Genomic DNA, 17078 nt, shown 5'->3' with positions numbered 1-17078 from the left:
CCGTCATGCGCGCGATCGCTCAGCGCGCGGGCTTCAACAGCACCTTGATCGATTCCGGCGATTTCGCGATGCGGATCGCCTCGTCCCAGTCCTCGAGCGCGAAGCCGTGCGTGACGATGCCCTTCGACGTGACGAGCCCGCGCGCGAGCAGATCGATCGCGATCGGATAGCAGTATGGGCCGAGATGCGCGCCGCGCACGTCGAGTTCCTTGCGATCGCCGATGATCGACCAGTCGACCGTCGCATCCTCGCCGAACACGCTGAACTCGACGAAGCGCCCGAGCTTGCGGATCAGCTCGAGCCCCTGATTCACGCCGACCGGCGCGCCGGTCGTTTCGATATAGACGTCGCAGCCGTAGCCGTCGGTCAGCGCCCGCACGATCTCGCGCACATCGTCGCGCCGCGGGTTGATCGTCACGTCCGCGCCGTACTGCCGCGCAAGCTCGAGCCGCTCGTCGATCAGGTCGATCACGACGAGCTTCTTCGGCGTCTTCAGATGCGCGACCTGCGTCATCATCAGCCCGAGCGGGCCCGCGCCGGCGATCACGACGACGTCGTCGAGCTGGATATCGCCGCGATTCACGGTATGGATCGCGCACGACAGCGGCTCGATGATCGCCGCGTCCTCGAGCGACACGCCGAGCGGAATCCGGTGCACGATCGCGGTCGGCGGAATGCGCATGTACTCAGCCATTCCGCCGTCGGCCACCTCGCGCTGGAAGCCGAAGATGTTGTGCACCTCGCACATCCAGTACTGGCCCGACTTGCAGTAGCGGCACTTGCCGCACGGCACGATCTGCTCGGCGATCACGCGATCGCCGAGCGCGACGCCGAAGTGCTCGGCCGCGCCGTCGCCGAGCGCTTCGACGTAGCCGAAGAATTCGTGGCCGGGAATCACGGGCGCCTTCACCCACGGGTTCGGGCCGCCCCAGAACATCTTCGCGCCCGTATAGCATTTGCAGTCGCTCGCGCAGATGCCGCAGGCGGCGATCCGGATCACGAGTTCGTTCGCGCCCGCGCGCGGCTTTGCGACTTGTTCGACGCGATAGTCCTCGGGGCCGTGGCAGACGACCGCGGTCATCCGCGGCTGGGCTTCGGGTGTCGTCATGAGTTGTCTCGTTTCGGTCAAGGAGAAAGGTTGGAGGGCCGACGAAGCGCCCGCGTCACCGCGAACGTTCGCGGCTGATGTAGATCGCGAGCAGGATGATTCCGCCCTTGATCACGTTCTGCACGTAAGGGTTCACGCCGATCATGTTGAGCCCGTTGTTCAGCACGCCGAGCAGCAGCGCGCCCACCAGCGTGCCGAGGATCGCGCCGCGTCCGCCGGAGATCGACGTGCCGCCCATCACGACCGCGGCGATCGCATCGAGCTCGAAGCCGACGCCTGCGTTCGGTTGTCCGCTCATCAGCCGCCCGGTCAGCACGATCGCCGCGAGCGCGGACGTGACGCCGGCCAGCGTGTAGACGATCAGCTTCACGCGCGCGACGCGCACGCCGGTGAGCCGCGTCGCCTGCTCGTTGCCGCCGATCGCGTACACGTAGCGGCCGAACGGCATGCGCTCGAGCAGCAGCCACGCGATCGCATAGACGACCAGCATGATCAGCACGGGCGCCTGGATGCCGAACACCTTGCCGCTGCCGAAGAACGCGACCCAGTCGGGCAGCCCGTCGATCGGATAGCCGCCCGTATAGATCAGCGCGAGGCCGCGCGCGATGCCCATCGTCGCGAGCGTGACGATGATCGGCGGCATCCCCGCGAACGCGACGAACACGCCGTTCAAAAAGCCGAAACCGAAGCCGACCGCGATCCCGATCGCGAGCGCGGCGACCGCGTTCAACCCCGCGACCATCAGCCCGGCCGCGAGCGTGCCCGACAGCGCCATGACCGAGCCGACCGACAGATCGATCCCGCCCGTCAGGATCACGCAGGTCATCCCGACCGCGATGATCGCGTTGATCGACACCTGGCGCAGCACGTTCTCGAGGTTCGCCGCGGACAGGAAGCTCGGGCTCGCGATCATCATCGCGATGCAGACGACGATCAGCCCGACGAGCGGATAGAACAGCGTCGAGCGCCGCAGCTGCGCCCACTTCGCGCGCGGCGGCGGCAGGGCGTCGGCCGCCGTGCCGGCGAGCGTCGTCGAAGGCGTGGAAGAAGAGGAATCAGGCAGGTTCATGGGTCGCTCCTCGCGTGCCGGCCGTGGCATAGGTCATGACCGTGTCGGGATCGATCTCGTCGCCTTCGAGCGTCGCCTCGATGCGGCCCTGCCGGAACACGGCGACGCGATCGCACATGCCGACGATCTCCGGCAGCTCGGACGAGATCATGATGATGGCGTAGCCGCGCGCGGTCAGTTCGCGCATCAGCCCGTAGATTTCCGCTTTCGCGCCGACGTCGATGCCGCGCGTCGGCTCGTCGAAGATCAGCACCGTCGCGTGATGGTTCAACCAGCGCGCGATCACGACCTTCTGCTGGTTGCCGCCGGACAGCGTCGCGACTTCCGCGTGGATCGACGGCGCCTTCACGCCGACGCGGCGCATCACGTCCTCGGTCGTGCGCGCCTCGCCGCGCCGGTCGATCAGCCAGCGCAGCGACCGGTACTTGCCGAGGTTGTTGAGCGAGATGTTGTCGCGAATCGAGAACGACGTGACGAGCCCTTCCGTCTTGCGGCTTTCCGGCAGGATGCCGATGCCGGCACGCAGCGCATCGGCCGGATCGACCAGCTTCGCGGGCGCGCCGTGCACGCGCACCGTCTTGCGGTAGGCGCGCGTCGCGCCGATCACCGCGAGTGCGGTTTCGGTGCGGCCCGAGCCGACGAGCCCCGCGAACCCGAGGATCTCGCCCGCGTGCAGCGCGAAGCGGTTCACGGGGCCGCCGCGCTCGAGCTGCAGCGCGTCGACCTCGAGCACCGCCGGCGCGTCGGCGCGTCGCGCGGGCTTCGGCGGAAAGCTGCTCTCGATCCGCCGTCCGACCATCATCCGCACGAGCTGCTCGACGTCGGTGTGCGCAACCTCCGTCGTCGCGACGTACTGGCCGTCGCGCAGCACGGTGATGCGATCGCACACCGCGAAGATCTCGTCGAGGTGATGCGAGATGAAGATCATCGCGACGCCCTGGCGCTTCAGCTCGCGCATGATCGCGAACAGATGCTCGGCCTCGGCCGGCGTCAGCGTCGCGGTCGGCTCGTCGAGAATCAGGATCCGCGCGTCGAGCGACAGCGCCTTGCCGATCTCGACGAACTGTTGCTGCGCGACCGAGAGCGTACGGATCGGCGCATCGAGATCGATCGACACGCCGAGCCGCGCGAAAATGCCGGCCGCCGTACGACGCATCCGCGCGCGGTCGCGCACGCCCCAGCGGCCGCGCAGCTCGCGGCCCAGAAACAGGTTGTCGACCGCATCGAGATGCGGGATCAGGCTGAATTCCTGGAACACGATCCCGACGCCGGCGGCGACCGCGTCGTGATAGTTCGCGAAATGGCGCTCGACGCCGTCGATTTCGATCGTGCCCGCGTCGGGCTGATGGATCCCGCACAGGATCTTCATCAGCGTCGACTTGCCGGCGCCGTTCTCGCCGAGCAGCGCATGAATCTCGCCGCGCGCGATCTGCAGATCGATGCCGGACAGCGCCTTGACGCCCGGAAAGCTTTTCGTGATCTGGCTGAGCCTCAGTATCGTATCCATCGGCTTCTCCGCGCGAAGGGCGCACGCGCCCCTCGCATCGCGTCGCACGTTCACCAGCTGAAGCCCTTCGCGTTGCCGCGGTCGACGACCTTCACGTCGACCGGAATCGCCTTCGGCACCGTCGCGCCCCACTTGCGCGCGATCGCGATGCCGAGCGCGATGCGCACCTGGTCGGCCGGGAACTGCGCGGTCGTCTCGATGAACTTCGAGTTCGGCTTCTGGATCGCGGCGATGGCCTCCGGTGCACCGTCGACGCTCGTCAGCTTGATGTCCTTGCCGGAACTCTCGATCGCGGCAAGCGCGCCCATCGAACCGCCGTCGTTCACGCTGAAGATGCCCTTCAGCTTCGGATGCGCGGAGATCATGTTCTCGGTCACCGATAGCGCGGTGGCGCGCTCCTGCTTGCCGTTCTGCGTGTCGACGAGCTTCACGTTCGGATATTTCGCGAGCCCGGCCTTGCAGCCGCGCACGCGCTCGAGGATCGGCACGACCGGAATCCCGTCGAGGATTGCAACCTCGCCGCTGCCGCCGATCGCTTTCGCGAGGTAGTCGCACGACATCACGCCGGCGTCGTAGTTCTTCGAGCCGACGAACGAATCGACGGGGCCGTTCGCATTCGCGTCGACGGCCACGACGACCGCACCGGCCTTCTTCGCCTGCGTGATCGCGGACTGGATGCCGGTCGAATCGGTCGGATTGACGAGCAGGATGTCGATCTTCTTCTGCAGCATGTCCTCGACGTCGCTGACCTGCTTGGTCACGTCGTGGTGCGCGTCCGTGACGACGACCTGCGCGCCGATCGACGCCGCCGCCTCGTTCAGCGCCTTTTGCATCGTCACGAAGTACGGGTTGTTCAACTCCTGGAAGGTCATGCCGATCCGCAGCGGCGCCGCATGCGCGGCGGCGGGCAGCACGGCCGCGACGGCGAGCGCCGCGACAGCCGCGACGCGAACGGTGCGGCCGAACGGTGAAGCAAACGAGGGTTGCATCATGACGGTGTCTCCTGGGTCTTCGATATCGGCCGGAATCGGCGCGGGCGCGCGTGCTCCGGTCTCGTGCAAAACCGCGACGTCGATTGTTCGCGGACAAGCGAACCCCGCGCGTCGATCGTCGACGCGAACGGTTCGGTAAAACGGCGGAAAAGCGTCAGGCGGGCGCCGGCGCGGCGATCACCCGGGGTGCGCGGCGAAACCGGGCGCGCCCGGAGTGACGACGCGCGGCGGCATCGGATTGCCGGTCGGCGCCGCATGCAGCGCGAGTTCGCGGCTGCGCGCGTTCAGCCGCTGCAGCGCGCGGAATTCGGACGGCGCCATCCCCTTCACCGCGCGGAACTGGCGGTTGAAGTTCGACACGTTGTTGAAGCCGGCCTGGAAGCAGATGTCGGTGATGTTCGCGCGCTCGTCGAGCAGCATCTGGCACGCGGCCTCGATCCGCAGCCGGTTCACGTACTGGACGAACGGCATGCCGGTGTGGCGATGGAACGCGCGCGAGAACGCGCTGACGCTCTGCCCGGTCAGCTGGGCGAGATCGGATTCGCGCAGGTCCGACGCGAGGTTCTTGCCGATATACGACAGCGCGTGGCTCAGGCGCGTCGGCGTCACGTGCGTCTGGTCGTAGGCGGGGCTCGCGAGCAGCGTGCGCTCGGCCGCCGCGCAGAGCCGCTCGAGGATCGTCATGAACAGCGCGATGCGGCGCATTCCGCGCGCGCCCAGCAGTTCGTCGAACAGCGGCGCGATCGCGGCGCTCGTCGCCTCGTCGAAGCCGACGCCGCGCCGCGCTTCGTCGAGCAGCGTCTGCGCGTCGCGGCATTCGGGAAACGCGTTCATGCAGCGGTCCACGAACGACTGGTCGAACTGGATCACCAGATTGCGGCGCTCGACGGTTTCGCCTTCGGCCATGTCGCTGACCCAGTTGTGCGGCAGGTTCGGGCCGAGCAGCACGAGATGACCGGGCTCGAAGGAGCCGATGTGATCGCCGACGAAATACTTGCCGCGCGTCGCGACGATCAGGTGCAGTTCGAATTCGGGATGGAAATGCCAGCGGATCGTGCGATACGGATAACCGTGCGACCACACCTTGAACGACTCGTCGCGTCGCACGTCGACCACTTCCAGATCGGGGTGCATCATCTTGGCGTCTCCATTCCCATGTCTCGTCGACCGGCCTGCCGGCAGCGCGTTCGTCTGCCGTCCGTCTCGCGCGGCGCGCCGACCGGTCGCATGGGAAGCAATGTAGGTCGATCGCGCACGCGGCTCCACCAACTTTACGCCCGATTTTCGATACTTTTTTGCGCTTTCGGACCGTAAACGGCGCCATTGCGCAAATTTGTGCAGCGCGGAACGGCGTGCGCGGGCCGGCGCGCACGGCTCAGCGTGAGTGGGCCTGCGCGAAGGCCAAGCCGGAGACAGCGCGACTCGGGCCGGACGCGCCGACACGGTCCGCGCAGGGCGCCGCCGCCGAGCCCGCGCCCGGCCGCCGCCGTTACGCGGCTGCCCGCTCGCGCGCGACGCGCGCCTCGTAGGTCTTCAGATGGTTGTATGCGATCCGCAGCAGCGACAGCGCATCGCCCGCGTCCGGATCGCGGCGCGCGAGCAGATCGCCGATCACGTGGTCGGCCTCGACGCGCGCGCGGTTCTCGATGTCGCGCAGCATCGATGCGGTGAGCGGCGACGGCGTCAGCACCATCTGCTGCATCCGCGCGATCGCGGCCGGCTCCGGCCGATAGCCGTTGTGCGCCGCGATCGCACTGCATTCGTCGAGCATCGTTTCGAGCAGACGGCGGCCGTCGGGCGCCGAGAGGATGTCGCCGACCGAGCCGCGGAACAGCGACGTGCTCGCGGCCAGCGTCGCGAGGAACACCCACTTGTCCCACATCCGCGCGACGATGTCGTCGCTGAGCGTCGCGTCGAAGCCGGCGTTGCCGAGCACGTCGGCCAGCGCCCGCATGCGCGGCGAATCGCCGCCGCCCGGCTCGCCGAACGACAGCCCGTGCGTATCGTTCAGATGCACGATGTGCTGCTCGCGATCGAGCGTCGCCGCGATCACGCACAGCCCGCCGAGCACGCGCGCCGCGCCGAACCGCTCGCGCAGCACGTCGAGATGACGCATCCCGTTGAGCATCGGCAGGATCAGCGTCGACGGTCCGACGAACGGCGCGAACGACGCGATCGCATCGTCGAGGCTGTACGCCTTGCAGCTGAGCAGCACCAGATCGAACGGCGCGGCGCTGTCGCCTGCGCGCACGGTCTGCACGTCGCGCAGCGTCAGGTCGCCGCGCGGGCTGCGGATCACGAGCCCGTCGCGCGCGAGCGCGGCCGCGCGGCCGTCGCGCACGAGAAACGTCACGTCGCGCCCCGCCGCCGCGAGCCGGCCGCCGAAATATCCGCCGACCGCGCCGGCCCCTACCACCAGAATTCGCATCGCTGCCTCCTTTCGGCTTCATTCGGCGCCGCGCCGCCGCCCGCCCGGGCCGCCCGCACGACGCCATCGCCCGACAGTATAGCGACGCACCTTATGTATATGCATAGATGCCCGCACCGCCGGTGCCGGCTTCCGTCGCTCTAAGGGATTTCCCGCCTACGCCGGCCGCCGCCGCGCGCCGTCAAAAGACTCATCCCGTCACGCCGTTGCGGCACGCCCCGTTCGACCGACCGACTCAACCACCATGCGCACTCTCACCCTCAATCAGAAACTGGCTTCGATGATCGTCATTCTGTGGCTCGGCCTGCTCGTCATCGCCGGGATCGGCGCGTGGCAGACGCGCGCCTCGATGATCGACGACCGCCGCGACCAGCTCGCGTCGCTCGTCGCGCAGGCGACGAGCGTTGCCGATCACTACTACAAGCTGTCGCAGCAGAACGCGATGCCGGAAGCCGATGCGAAGCAGAAGGCGCTCGAAGCGATCGCCGCGATGCGCTACGGCAGCGACGGCTACATTTCGATCAACGATTCGAAGCCGGTGATCGTCATGCATCCGATCAAGACCGAGCTGAACGGCAAGGACGTGTCGAACTTCGCCGATCCGAACGGCAAGCACCTGTTCGTCGAGATCGTGAAGGTCGGCAATGCGGCCGGCGGCAAAGGCTTCGTCGAATACCTGTGGCCGAAACCGGGCGCCGACAAGCCGCAGGACAAGACGAGCGCCGTCCAGCGTTTCGCGCCGTGGGACTGGTATCTCGTGACCGGCATGTACATGGACGACGTGCGCTCGGCCGTGCTCGCGAGTATCGGGCGCTGGTTCGGGATGACGGCCGTGCTCGGCGCGATCGCGACCACGGTGATGGTGCTCGTGCTGCGCAGCGTGCGCGCGAACCTCGGCGGCGAGCTCGAAGTGGCGGTCGACACCGCACGCCGCATCGCGCAGGGCGATCTGACCGCGCACGTCGACGTGAAGCGCGACGATCGCGGCAGCCTGCTGCACGCGCTGCATACGATGCAAAGCGGGCTGATCGACATGGTGTCGCGCGTGCGCGCCGGCACCGAGAACATCAACGTCGGCGCGAGCGAAATCGCGTCGGGCAACACGGACCTGTCGCAGCGCACCGAGGAACAGGCGGCCGCGCTCGTGCAGACCGCGTCGAGCATGGACCAGATGACGGCCAACGTGAAGCAGAACGCGGAAAGCGCCGCGCAGGCCGCGTCGCTCGCGGATCAAGCCGCGCAGGTTGCGACGCGCGGCAGTGCAGTGGTCGACGACGTCGTGCGCACGATGAACGAAATCACCGACCGCTCGCACAAGATCGGCGACATCATCGGCGTGATCGACGGCATCGCGTTCCAGACCAACATCCTCGCGCTGAACGCGGCGGTCGAAGCCGCGCGTGCCGGCGAACAGGGACGCGGGTTCGCGGTGGTCGCCGCCGAAGTGCGCTCGCTCGCGCAGCGCTCGGCGACGGCCGCGAAGGAAATCAAGTCGCTGATCGTGTCGTCGAACGAGACGGTCGAGCAAGGCGCGACGCTCGTCACGCACGCGGGCGAGACGATGGCCGAGATCGTGCAGTCGGTGCGCCGCGTGAACGAGATTCTCGACGAGATCAGCCACGCGTCGCGCGAACAGAGCGCGGGCATCGAGCAGGTCAATCGCGCGGTCGGCGAAATGGACCAGGTCACGCAACAGAACGCGGCGCTCGTCGAACAGGCGGCGGCCGCCGCGCACTCGCTGCGCGATCAGGCCGAAGCGCTGCGCGACGCCGTCACGCGTTTTGCGCTGCCGGCCTGATCGGGGAGCAGCGCCGCGGGCGCGCGATCGTCACGGCGAGCTCGACGACCGCGTGCCGGCCGATTCCGCGCGTCGCGCATCGTGCGAACCGCCGTGTACGCGCCCGCGCCCGGCGTCAATCGTCGGCGCGCGCCGCGCCGCGCACGCGCGGCACGGTGGCGTCGAACGTCGTGCCGCCGAGCCCGAGCCCAGCCGCATAGCGGATCAGCTCGACGTCGTTATGCGCGCCGAGCTTCTTCATCGCGCTGATCTTCTGCGCGCTGACCGTCTGCTTGCCCTTGTTCAGCCGCTGCGCGATCGCCTTGATCGGAATGCCGCTCAGATAGAGCCGGATCACCTCGACCTCGCGCGACGACAGCTTCGCCGGCGCGGGCTCGCTGCCGCTCGCGTCGAGCGCGCGCCGCACGAGCGGCGACAGATAGCGCCCGCCGCTGTAGGCGGAATGGACCGCGGTGACGATGTGCCCGACGTCGTCGCCCTTGCTGACGACGCTCGTCGCGCCGTGCGCGAGAATCGAACGCAGGATCACCGGACTCTCGTTGCGCACGAGCGCGACGATCCCGACCTCGGGCCGCACGCGCGTCAGCCGTTCGAGCAGCGCGAGCCCTTCGATGCGCCCGTCGCCGCGCAGCGAATAGTCGACGAGCAGCACATGACAGTCGACGGTGTCGAACGCCGCGACGAGTTCGGCCGCCGTCGGATAGGCGGCGACCAGGTCGATCGCGCAGCCGGCGGCCACTACATGCTCCATCCCGACGAGCGCCAGTGGCCAGTCGTATGCGAAAACGGTGCGAACGCTGAATTTCCTCATGCCCTTTCCATCTGGTTCGCCGGCCGGACGGATCGACCGCGCGGCCGGCCGGATTGCCGGTGAATGTCGGTTCAGGCGATATTTAGCCTGAAGACATTCTATGAAGCGGTATCCGCATCCGGAATCGGACAGTCACTCGAACGGCGCGCCGAAACGTAATACGAGTTTGAAATCCGCGACGAAACGCTCGGACTGCGATCGCGCGCATTGGCCGGACGGCCGACGTCGCGCGCTTCGCCGGGCGAGCCGGCGGATCGGCGGGTAAAATTGCGGCCTTTGCATACGCTCTGCGATTCCGGGCAGCGGCGGCACGCGACGGCGCATGCGCCGCTCGCCCGCCGCACCGCCCGTTCATGCCGCCCGACCCATGACCGATTCCGATTTCCCCACCGACGACACCCGCATCCACGAAGACGGCCTCTGGCGCGACAACGGCTGGACGGCCCGCATCATCAAGAACGAAGACGACGACGGCTGGGCCGTCGAAATGATCAAGGACGGCGAGGCCGAGCCTGCGCTCGTCGGCCCGTGGACGATGGGCCGCGACAAGAAGAATCCGAAGCCGATGGACGCGGCCGCGTTCCGCACGCTCGTGAAGACGGCGACCGAAGTGCTGATGCGGCACGAACAGCAGCGGCGCGCGATGCTGCACAAGCAGGTGACGGTCTGGGCCGGCGACAGCGAGGTGTCGGTCACGCTCGACATCGTGCCGGACGAGCTCGAGCCGTATGCGGAACTGAAGGCGTTCGATCCGTACGGCGAACTGCTCGCCGACGCGAAGGTGTCGGCCGCGTTCCAGCTGAACAAGGCAAGCGCGACGCGCTGGGTCGAATCGGGATACGCGCGGCCGGCGTGACGCGCGGCACGGCGGCCGCGCGCCGGGCGCGCCGGGCGCGTTGGGCGCGTTGGGCGCGTTGGGCGCGTTGGACACGGCGCGCGCCGCCCTGCGCAAGCGCGCGTTACGCGTGCAGCCCGTGCGCGGTCATCAGCCGGTACAACGTCGCACGCGACACGCCGAGCGCCGCGGCGACGTCCGCATGCTGGTGGCGATGGCGCATCAGCGTCTCCTCGATCGCGCGCCGCTCGGCCTGCCGGCGCGCTTCGGCCAGCGTCGGCGGCCGTTGCGACGTATAGGCGCCGAGCTCGAGATCGGCTGCCGTGATCGTCGAGCCGTTCGTCATCACGATCGCGAAGCGGATCCGGTTGATCAGCTCGCGCACGTTGCCGGGCCACCCATAGTTGTAGATTGCCTCCACCGCGCACGGCGCGAAGCCGCGGATCCGGTGCGCGCAGTCGCCGCGAAACCGCTGCAGCATGCGCTCGGCGAGCAGCATGATGTCGCGGCCGCGCGCGCGCAGCGGCGGCTCGTCGATCCGCATCACGCACAGCCGGTAGTAGAGGTCCGCGCGGAACCGCCCGTCCTGCATCGCCGCTTCGAGATCGACGTGCGTCGCCGACACGATCCGCACGTCGACCGGAATCGACGCATGGCCGCCGAGACGTTCGATCGTCCCCTGCTGCAGAAAGCGCAGCAGGCTCGCCTGGCTCTCGAACGGCATGTCGCCGATCTCGTCGAGAAACAGCGTGCCGCCGTGCGCGGCCTCGATGCGGCCGATCTTGCGCTGATGCGCGCCCGTAAACGCGCCGCGCTCGTAGCCGAACAGTTCGGCCTGCAGCAGCGTCGGCGGAATCGCCGCGCAGTTGACGGGCACGAACGGCCCGTGCGCGCGCGCCGACTGCTGGTGGATCGCGGCGGCCGTCAGCTCCTTGCCGGTGCCCGACTCGCCGGCGACGAACACCGCCGCATCGGTGTTCGCGACCTTGCGGATCGTCGCGAACAGCCGGCGCATCGCGTCGCATGCGCCGATCATCGTGCCGCCCGGCGCGTCGGTCTGCCGGTCCGGAGCGGCTTCCGCGAGCTTCAGCATGCCGTACGCATGGCCGACGAGATAGCCGATCGTCGTATACGCGCTCGCGTTGCGCACGTAGTCGAAGCAGCACTGGCGAATCAGCCGGCACAGCGCGACGTCCTTCAGCCGCTCGTCGCCGGCCAGCGCGACCCAGCCCACGCGCGGATCGCGCAGCACCGCCTCGAACGCGGCGACGTCGAGCGCGGCGAATCCGTCGAAATCGACGATGCCCGCATACAGCCGATTTCCGCGCAGGTAATTGAGTGCGTCCGCAACGGTCTTCGCGTGCCACACGTCCCATCCGTTCGACGCGAGACAGTCGACGAGCGCGGCGTCGGGGCGCGGCGACAAATAGACGAGCGGCCGCGCCGGCACCACGCGGTTGCGCCGGAGCGCCGCGAACGACGGCGGGCACACGAGCGGCTCGCTGTGCTGCGAGGCGGAGAAACTGATCGGGCAACGGTTGTTCACGGTGGCCTCGCCGCAAGGCGGAATCGGCTGCGCCGGTGCGGTACGGCGCGCTGTCGCGCCGCCGCGTCGCGCAATACCGGCGTGCGCCGGGATCAAGGGGCGTTATCGGCAGAAGATCACGCGCTGCGTGTAAATCTGCGGCTCGACGACGGGCGGTGCGGTACGGTTCAGATCGTCGCGGTACGCGCGATAGGTCTTGCCGTTGACGATCACCTCCGACGCGCGCGCGGTTTCGATCCTGTTCAGCTTGCTGCTCTGCCATTCGCTGACCGTGCTCGACGCGGTCACGCTCGCGTCGCCGGCGATCTTCTGCGTGATCGCACTGCTGTCCTCCCACGGCTGCGTCTGCATGTCCTGCGCATGCTGCATCGCGCCGACCGTCTTGCCCGTCGGTACCGGCCCGCGCTGCGCGTCGAACGGCACGCCGCGCTCGTACGACGGCGATTGCCACGACGGCGCATGACCGGCCTCGGGCACCATGTACACCACCTGCGGATCGCCGACCATCATCATCGGCACGCAGGCCGTGTTGTCGGGCCGGCCGAGCGTCGTCAGCGCCTGCTGCACGCTGGCCGCATTCGCGAGCGTCTGTTCGCTGAGAATCACGAAGACCGCGGGGTTCTGAAATACCGCCTGTGCGGCGGCCTGCACGCTGTACAGCAGCAGAGCGACCAAAAAGATCCTCATGATTGAGGCCTCCTTGCATCCTCGTCAGGCAAAAAGAGGTGTTGACCTCGGGGATGGGACCAACACCCGTCAAACCGCAGCGATCGTCGTGTCGCGCGCCCGGTCCCGCGCGGCCGGCGTACCGGTCGCACGGGGCCGGGCCGCCGTTCACGACGACGTGCTAGTCGACACCACCGTCGGCATCGGCGCGGCCGGCGCCGCCGGAGCGGCCTGGTCGATCGCGGCCGGCACGGCGTCCTTCGCCGGCTCGGCGAGCGCCGGGACATCGGCGGCGTGCGGCGCCGGTACGGCAGCCGGTTCGGTGGCCGGTTCGGCGGCGACCGGCGTATCGGCGGCCGCAGGCTGCTGCGCGGCTTCCGGCATCGGTTCCGCCGGTGCGGCAGCGGTCGCCTGCGGGGCGGCGGCCGGCTCGGCTGCCGGCTGCGCCGCGGCATCGGCCTTCGCATCGACCGCCGGTGCGGCGGCTTGCGCGGCCGGTGCGGCAACGACTGCGGCGGCCGGCGTCGTGTCGGCTGCAGCCTGCGCGGCTTCCGGCGCCTTCGTGTCGACGGCCGGCGCGGCCGCCGCTTGCGCGGCCTTGTCGGTCGCGGCCGGCACGGGCTCGGGCGCCTTCGTCTCGGCAACCGGCGCAGCCTTCTCGACAACGGCCGGTGCGGCGACGACCGCGGCCGCCGGCACTGCGCTCGCCGCCGATTGCGCAGCGGACGGCACCGCGGCCGCAGCCGGTGCGACGGCAGCCGGGATCGCCGCCGCGGCCTGCGCCGCCTTCGCGACGGCGGGTGCCGGCGCGGGCATCGACAGCGGCGCACTCTGCACGGCGCTCGTCGCGATCGGGCGCGTCGCCGCCGCTGCCGGCACGGCCGCGTCGAGCGGCGGCAGGCCGAGGCGGCTGCGCACGAGCGGATCGCGGTACTTGATGTCGTCGGCGACGGTCGCTTCCGCCGACGGCGCGACGTTCGAGCGCGCGAGCGGTGCGGTCGTGCCCGGGCACAGATGGCCGGTGGCTTCGACCGCGCGCCGGTTCGCATCGCTCTGGCAGAGCAGCGCGAGTGCGACGTCGGTCAGGCCCATCGCACGGAATTCGCGCGCATCGAGACGACGCACGCAGGCCTGGTCGACGAGCGTCGTGCCGCCCGTCGCGCCGAATCCCGGGAACGACACGCCGACGCTCACCGAACCCATGCAGGTGTCGGACAGCGTGGTCGTGAGGCCCGGTGCCTGGATCGCCGGGTTGGTCTTGATCGTCTGCGTGCCGGAATAATTGACGTTTTCGGTCGTCTGCGTGTTGTACGGACTCGTGCCCGGTGCGCCGGCCGACGCGAGCGTATTGACGCCCTGCGGCTGATTCAGGCCGCCGCTCGCCGCGGACGGCATCGTCACGTTCACCTGCACGTTCGAATTGCCGCTGCCCCGAACCCCGCTCGTGCTGGTGGCATTGCCGCCGCGCGAAGTCGACGTGGTCGTGTTGTTGTTCGTGTTGTTGTTCGTGCTGATGCTCGAGCCGCCACCCAGGCTGACTGCCGTTGCCGTGCTCGACGACTGCGAACCCGAGTTCGAGTCGGCCGTTTGCGCGTGGGTACCGATCGTGGTCATCGCGAACAACGCCGCACATGCCACCTTGATCTTGTTGCTGTTCATTTCACTCTCCGGACGAGGATTGACCTCCCACCCAGGCAACCGTGCTAATTCCCCTGAATGACTTCAGCTTTTCCCGCTTCCCCGAACTGTTTCCAGCCGCTGCCGAGCTGGGACCACGAGCCGTCCGCCATCCCCTGCCACTGCTGGGGATTCGGTCCGCCGATGGCACCGCCCGCCGAAAGCGTTTGTTGTTCTGACGGTTTGGTTGTCTGGGCAAGGTCGTTTGACGTCTGCATATTCGATTGCACGTCCTCGGCAGCACGGTCAGCGCCATACGCCGTCAAAGACGCGAGCATCAGAGCGGCGGCAATCAGTTTGTGCTTCATGCCAACTCCTTACCTAACGTGACAACAATGCGGGAAAAGAGACCAGCGTCACTGCGAAACTGGTCCCCCCACATCTCCTGCTAATGACTGCCTGCGTTCGCGCCTGAACCTGCCTGACTGCCGCCCGAGGCGGACGGCGAGCCGGCCGGGCCGGTACTCCACACGGTCGACGAGTTGAAGTGATTCGAGCCCGCGATCGTGCCCGAGCCGCCGGGACCGGAAACGGCCCCCGCCCACCCGTTCGCGTTGCCCTGATCGTTCGCCCCCGTTGCCGTGTAGTGGTTTGCGCCGAGAACGATCGTGGCGGTCACCCCTCCCGACAATGCATTCGCGTTCACATTCGTGCTGCTGTTTCCGCCGTACGAGCCTGCGGCACCGATACCGCCGCCTGCCGCAAACGCGCCCCCGTTCGTGCCCGAACCGCTGGCCGTCGAGGTCGAGTTGTGAAAGGCGGATGCCGTGCCGGCGGAACCGGCGGGTGTCACGGTGCTTCCTGCGTTCGCGCCCGCTACCGAATTCGAGTTGCTCGTATAGCTGCCGGAGCCGACCAGTACCGATCCGGACACGCCCGCCGCGACAGACTGTGTCTGATTGGTCGTCGAACCGGCCGCCCATACGACCGATGAAATGGCGGTGAGCGCTGTCGCTAAAATGACGTTGGCTTTCATAGCAATTCCTTGCTGTGAGGAAGTTTGGCGGTAGCGGGCCGGCCCCGCCCGCATCGGGCGAAACCGGCACTCGCTGCCACCAGCCAATGACGAACGCTACGCGCCGCGACTTAGTGGTGGAACGTCGTCCAGCCGATCGAGCCAGCATTCGCGCCGCTTTGGCCGCCGGCCTGTGCGCCGCCGAAGCCGTAGCCGCCGACCGTCGACGTATTCGTATGGTTCGTGTACGAGATCGAGCTGCTGCCGCCATAGCCGGCGGTTGCGCCGGCTGCGCCGAGCGCCGAGCCCGAATCGGTCGCGGTGAAGTGGCCGAACCCGACGACGCCGGCCGACGTGCCGCCGACGCTCGACGAGCTGCTGCTCGAAACCGTGCCGCCACCTGCGAACGCTGCACCCGAAACCGCCAGAACTGCTGCTGCAATCAGAAGCTTCTTCATGGTCGACTCCATAACGGCGTGGACGGAACAGGCAGGGAAGGTCGCACGCCGACAACCGTCCCTGCTTCAAGCAATCCCTTCGAACAGGATTACTTTTTAATTAACCGTATTCACATTCCTTTAAATCGATTTGCTTATCTATTTTTGGTCAGCCGAAGTGTAGTTTCACGTTGTTCAGTTGTCCAAATATTGTTGTTAGGTGTTTTCGATTAGTTTGCTGAACATTAAAACCAATTCGAAAACACCTTGATTCATACCGCCTTTAATCGCGCGCACTGCCCCATTCCGCCTTTTTCGAATATCGTCCGGGCGACTGCCTGAATACGACAGTGCGATACGAATCGAAAACGGGCGAAACAGAATCGGTACGATGAAATCCGGCCGTGCCGGAACGCGCTGTTCAGCCGGGCGCGCGCGGTCCTCCATTGCGATCAGGCGGCATGGTTTCTCCCTGAGCGATCGACGGAACGGGTTCCGGAAAAGCGTGCGACGGTACGCGGCCTAGTCGGGCCGACGCCGGCATGCGGGCGGCGCGCTTGGTATCGCGCGGCACGGTCGAACACGGAACGGTATCGGGCCGTTCGGAATGAACGGGCCGGCGCTGCGGAGCGAGCGGAATGGAGCGCGACACCGGATGCGCTCGAGCGCCGCCGCGAACGGCAAGCCCTCCAGGAGCCGGAGCACGCGGATGCCGTCGAATCGGCGAGCAGAGACCCGCGAAGCTGGCACCGCGTCGCGAGCAATACCCCGATTCTTTCGACTTCCCCACTGTTGCGCGTGAATCGCGCGGATCAAGCTACTGCTGTTGGTCTTCATCGCCGTTTCCCCGACTGGCTTATTGACGAGTTGGTCGCCCCACATCTTTGTCGCGTCGCGTCGACCGCTCGCCGGTGCGTCCCATACCGCAAACCGCGTGCCATGCGTTGTGCCATCGGACGCTGCGCGCGGCCTCTCGCCGCAACGCGCGGGCGCGCCGTCGGGAATGGCGCTTTTTGTTTCAGGAATGTATCGCAATAACGGCCGCGCGCCGCCGGCGATCGTCAAGCGCGGCGAAGCAATGGCGGGAAAAGGCTGAGAAATCGGCTGGCGCGACGCGCGCACGCCGTCGTCGGAACAAGTGTTTCAAACTTGAGATGCGCACGCCTGCGTCGCTCGCGCGGTACGCCGCGCGCGGCAAGCCAATCGGTCGCCGCGCGCGCACGACGTCGCGCTTGCGTGCACACGAATG

At 67.9% G+C, this 17078-nt stretch carries 15 protein-coding genes; 2 read left to right on the top strand and 13 right to left on the bottom strand.

Annotated elements, in window-relative coordinates; genetic code table 11:
- Nucleotides 1-19 precede the first annotated feature (19 nt).
- From BCR55_RS24340 to panE, 6 genes are all read right to left on the bottom strand, one after another.
- A complete protein-coding gene (locus BCR55_RS24340) occupies nt 20-1108 on the bottom strand; it encodes an erythritol/L-threitol dehydrogenase (protein WP_006403058.1) in 1089 nt (362 codons plus the stop codon).
- Nucleotides 1109-1163: 55 nt separating this feature from the next.
- Nucleotides 1164-2177, bottom strand: a complete 1014-nt coding sequence (locus BCR55_RS24335) for an ABC transporter permease (protein WP_006408908.1) — start codon at nt 2175-2177, stop codon at nt 1164-1166.
- Entirely contained in the window at nt 2164-3684 is a 1521-nt protein-coding gene (locus BCR55_RS24330; protein WP_053298356.1) for a sugar ABC transporter ATP-binding protein, read from the bottom strand. Before BCR55_RS24330 ends, BCR55_RS24335 begins: the two co-directional genes overlap by 14 nt.
- A gap of 50 nt (nt 3685-3734) precedes the next feature.
- Nucleotides 3735-4676: an ABC transporter substrate-binding protein gene (locus tag BCR55_RS24325; protein ID WP_035487502.1), complete on the bottom strand. Its 942-nt coding sequence runs from the start codon at nt 4674-4676 to the stop codon at nt 3735-3737.
- A 177-nt stretch (nt 4677-4853) separates the two neighbouring features.
- The gene (locus BCR55_RS24320) at nt 4854-5813 is read right to left on the bottom strand and encodes an AraC family transcriptional regulator (RefSeq protein ID WP_006403053.1); all 960 of its coding nucleotides are present in this window, start codon (nt 5811-5813) and stop codon (nt 4854-4856) included.
- Between the two features lie 352 nt (nt 5814-6165).
- Entirely contained in the window at nt 6166-7104 is a 939-nt protein-coding gene (panE, locus tag BCR55_RS24315) for a 2-dehydropantoate 2-reductase (protein WP_006408904.1), read from the bottom strand.
- Between the two features lie 244 nt (nt 7105-7348).
- On the opposite strand from panE, the gene BCR55_RS24310 reads away from it, so the two are divergent.
- Nucleotides 7349-8902 carry a methyl-accepting chemotaxis protein gene (locus tag BCR55_RS24310; RefSeq protein ID WP_053298354.1) on the top strand — a complete coding sequence of 518 codons (1554 nt, stop codon included), beginning with the start codon at nt 7349-7351 and terminating at the stop codon, nt 8900-8902.
- A gap of 115 nt (nt 8903-9017) precedes the next feature.
- Here the strand turns inward: BCR55_RS24310 and BCR55_RS24305 are convergent, their stop codons facing one another.
- Nucleotides 9018-9713, bottom strand: a complete 696-nt coding sequence (locus BCR55_RS24305; RefSeq protein WP_006403050.1) for a response regulator transcription factor — start codon at nt 9711-9713, stop codon at nt 9018-9020.
- A 367-nt stretch (nt 9714-10080) separates the two neighbouring features.
- Here BCR55_RS24305 and BCR55_RS24300 point away from each other — a divergent pair, with 367 nt between their 5' ends.
- Nucleotides 10081-10569, top strand: a complete 489-nt coding sequence (locus BCR55_RS24300; protein WP_045593421.1) for a hypothetical protein — start codon at nt 10081-10083, stop codon at nt 10567-10569.
- Nucleotides 10570-10672: 103 nt separating this feature from the next.
- Here the strand turns inward: BCR55_RS24300 and BCR55_RS24295 are convergent, their stop codons facing one another.
- The 6 genes from BCR55_RS24295 to BCR55_RS24270 all read right to left on the bottom strand — a co-directional run bounded on the left by BCR55_RS24295 (nt 10673) and on the right by BCR55_RS24270 (nt 15850).
- On the bottom strand, nt 10673-12094 hold the full coding sequence (locus BCR55_RS24295; protein ID WP_065496750.1) for a sigma-54 dependent transcriptional regulator: 1422 nt from the start codon (nt 12092-12094) through the stop codon (nt 10673-10675).
- A 102-nt stretch (nt 12095-12196) separates the two neighbouring features.
- Nucleotides 12197-12781 (bottom strand): hypothetical protein, encoded by a 585-nt coding sequence (locus tag BCR55_RS24290; RefSeq protein ID WP_053298352.1) that lies wholly within the window; start codon nt 12779-12781, stop codon nt 12197-12199.
- Nucleotides 12782-12928: 147 nt separating this feature from the next.
- Entirely contained in the window at nt 12929-14419 is a 1491-nt protein-coding gene (locus tag BCR55_RS24285) for a hypothetical protein (protein WP_053298351.1), read from the bottom strand.
- 44 nt (nt 14420-14463) lie between these two features.
- Complete coding sequence (locus BCR55_RS24280) at nt 14464-14745, bottom strand: hypothetical protein (protein WP_006396624.1); 282 nt, start codon at nt 14743-14745, stop codon at nt 14464-14466.
- A gap of 80 nt (nt 14746-14825) precedes the next feature.
- Nucleotides 14826-15413, bottom strand: coding sequence for a hypothetical protein (locus BCR55_RS24275; protein WP_006396623.1), 588 nt, complete (start codon nt 15411-15413; stop codon nt 14826-14828).
- 110 nt (nt 15414-15523) lie between these two features.
- On the bottom strand, nt 15524-15850 hold the full coding sequence (locus tag BCR55_RS24270; RefSeq protein ID WP_006396622.1) for a hypothetical protein: 327 nt from the start codon (nt 15848-15850) through the stop codon (nt 15524-15526).
- Nucleotides 15851-17078 lie beyond the last annotated feature (1228 nt).

This window comes from Burkholderia sp. CCA53, assembly GCF_001685525.1.
In the GTDB taxonomy this organism is placed as follows: domain Bacteria; phylum Pseudomonadota; class Gammaproteobacteria; order Burkholderiales; family Burkholderiaceae; genus Burkholderia; species Burkholderia multivorans.
The sequence above is the reverse complement of the archived record's forward strand: the minus strand, read 5'-3'. Positions and strand labels throughout refer to the sequence as shown.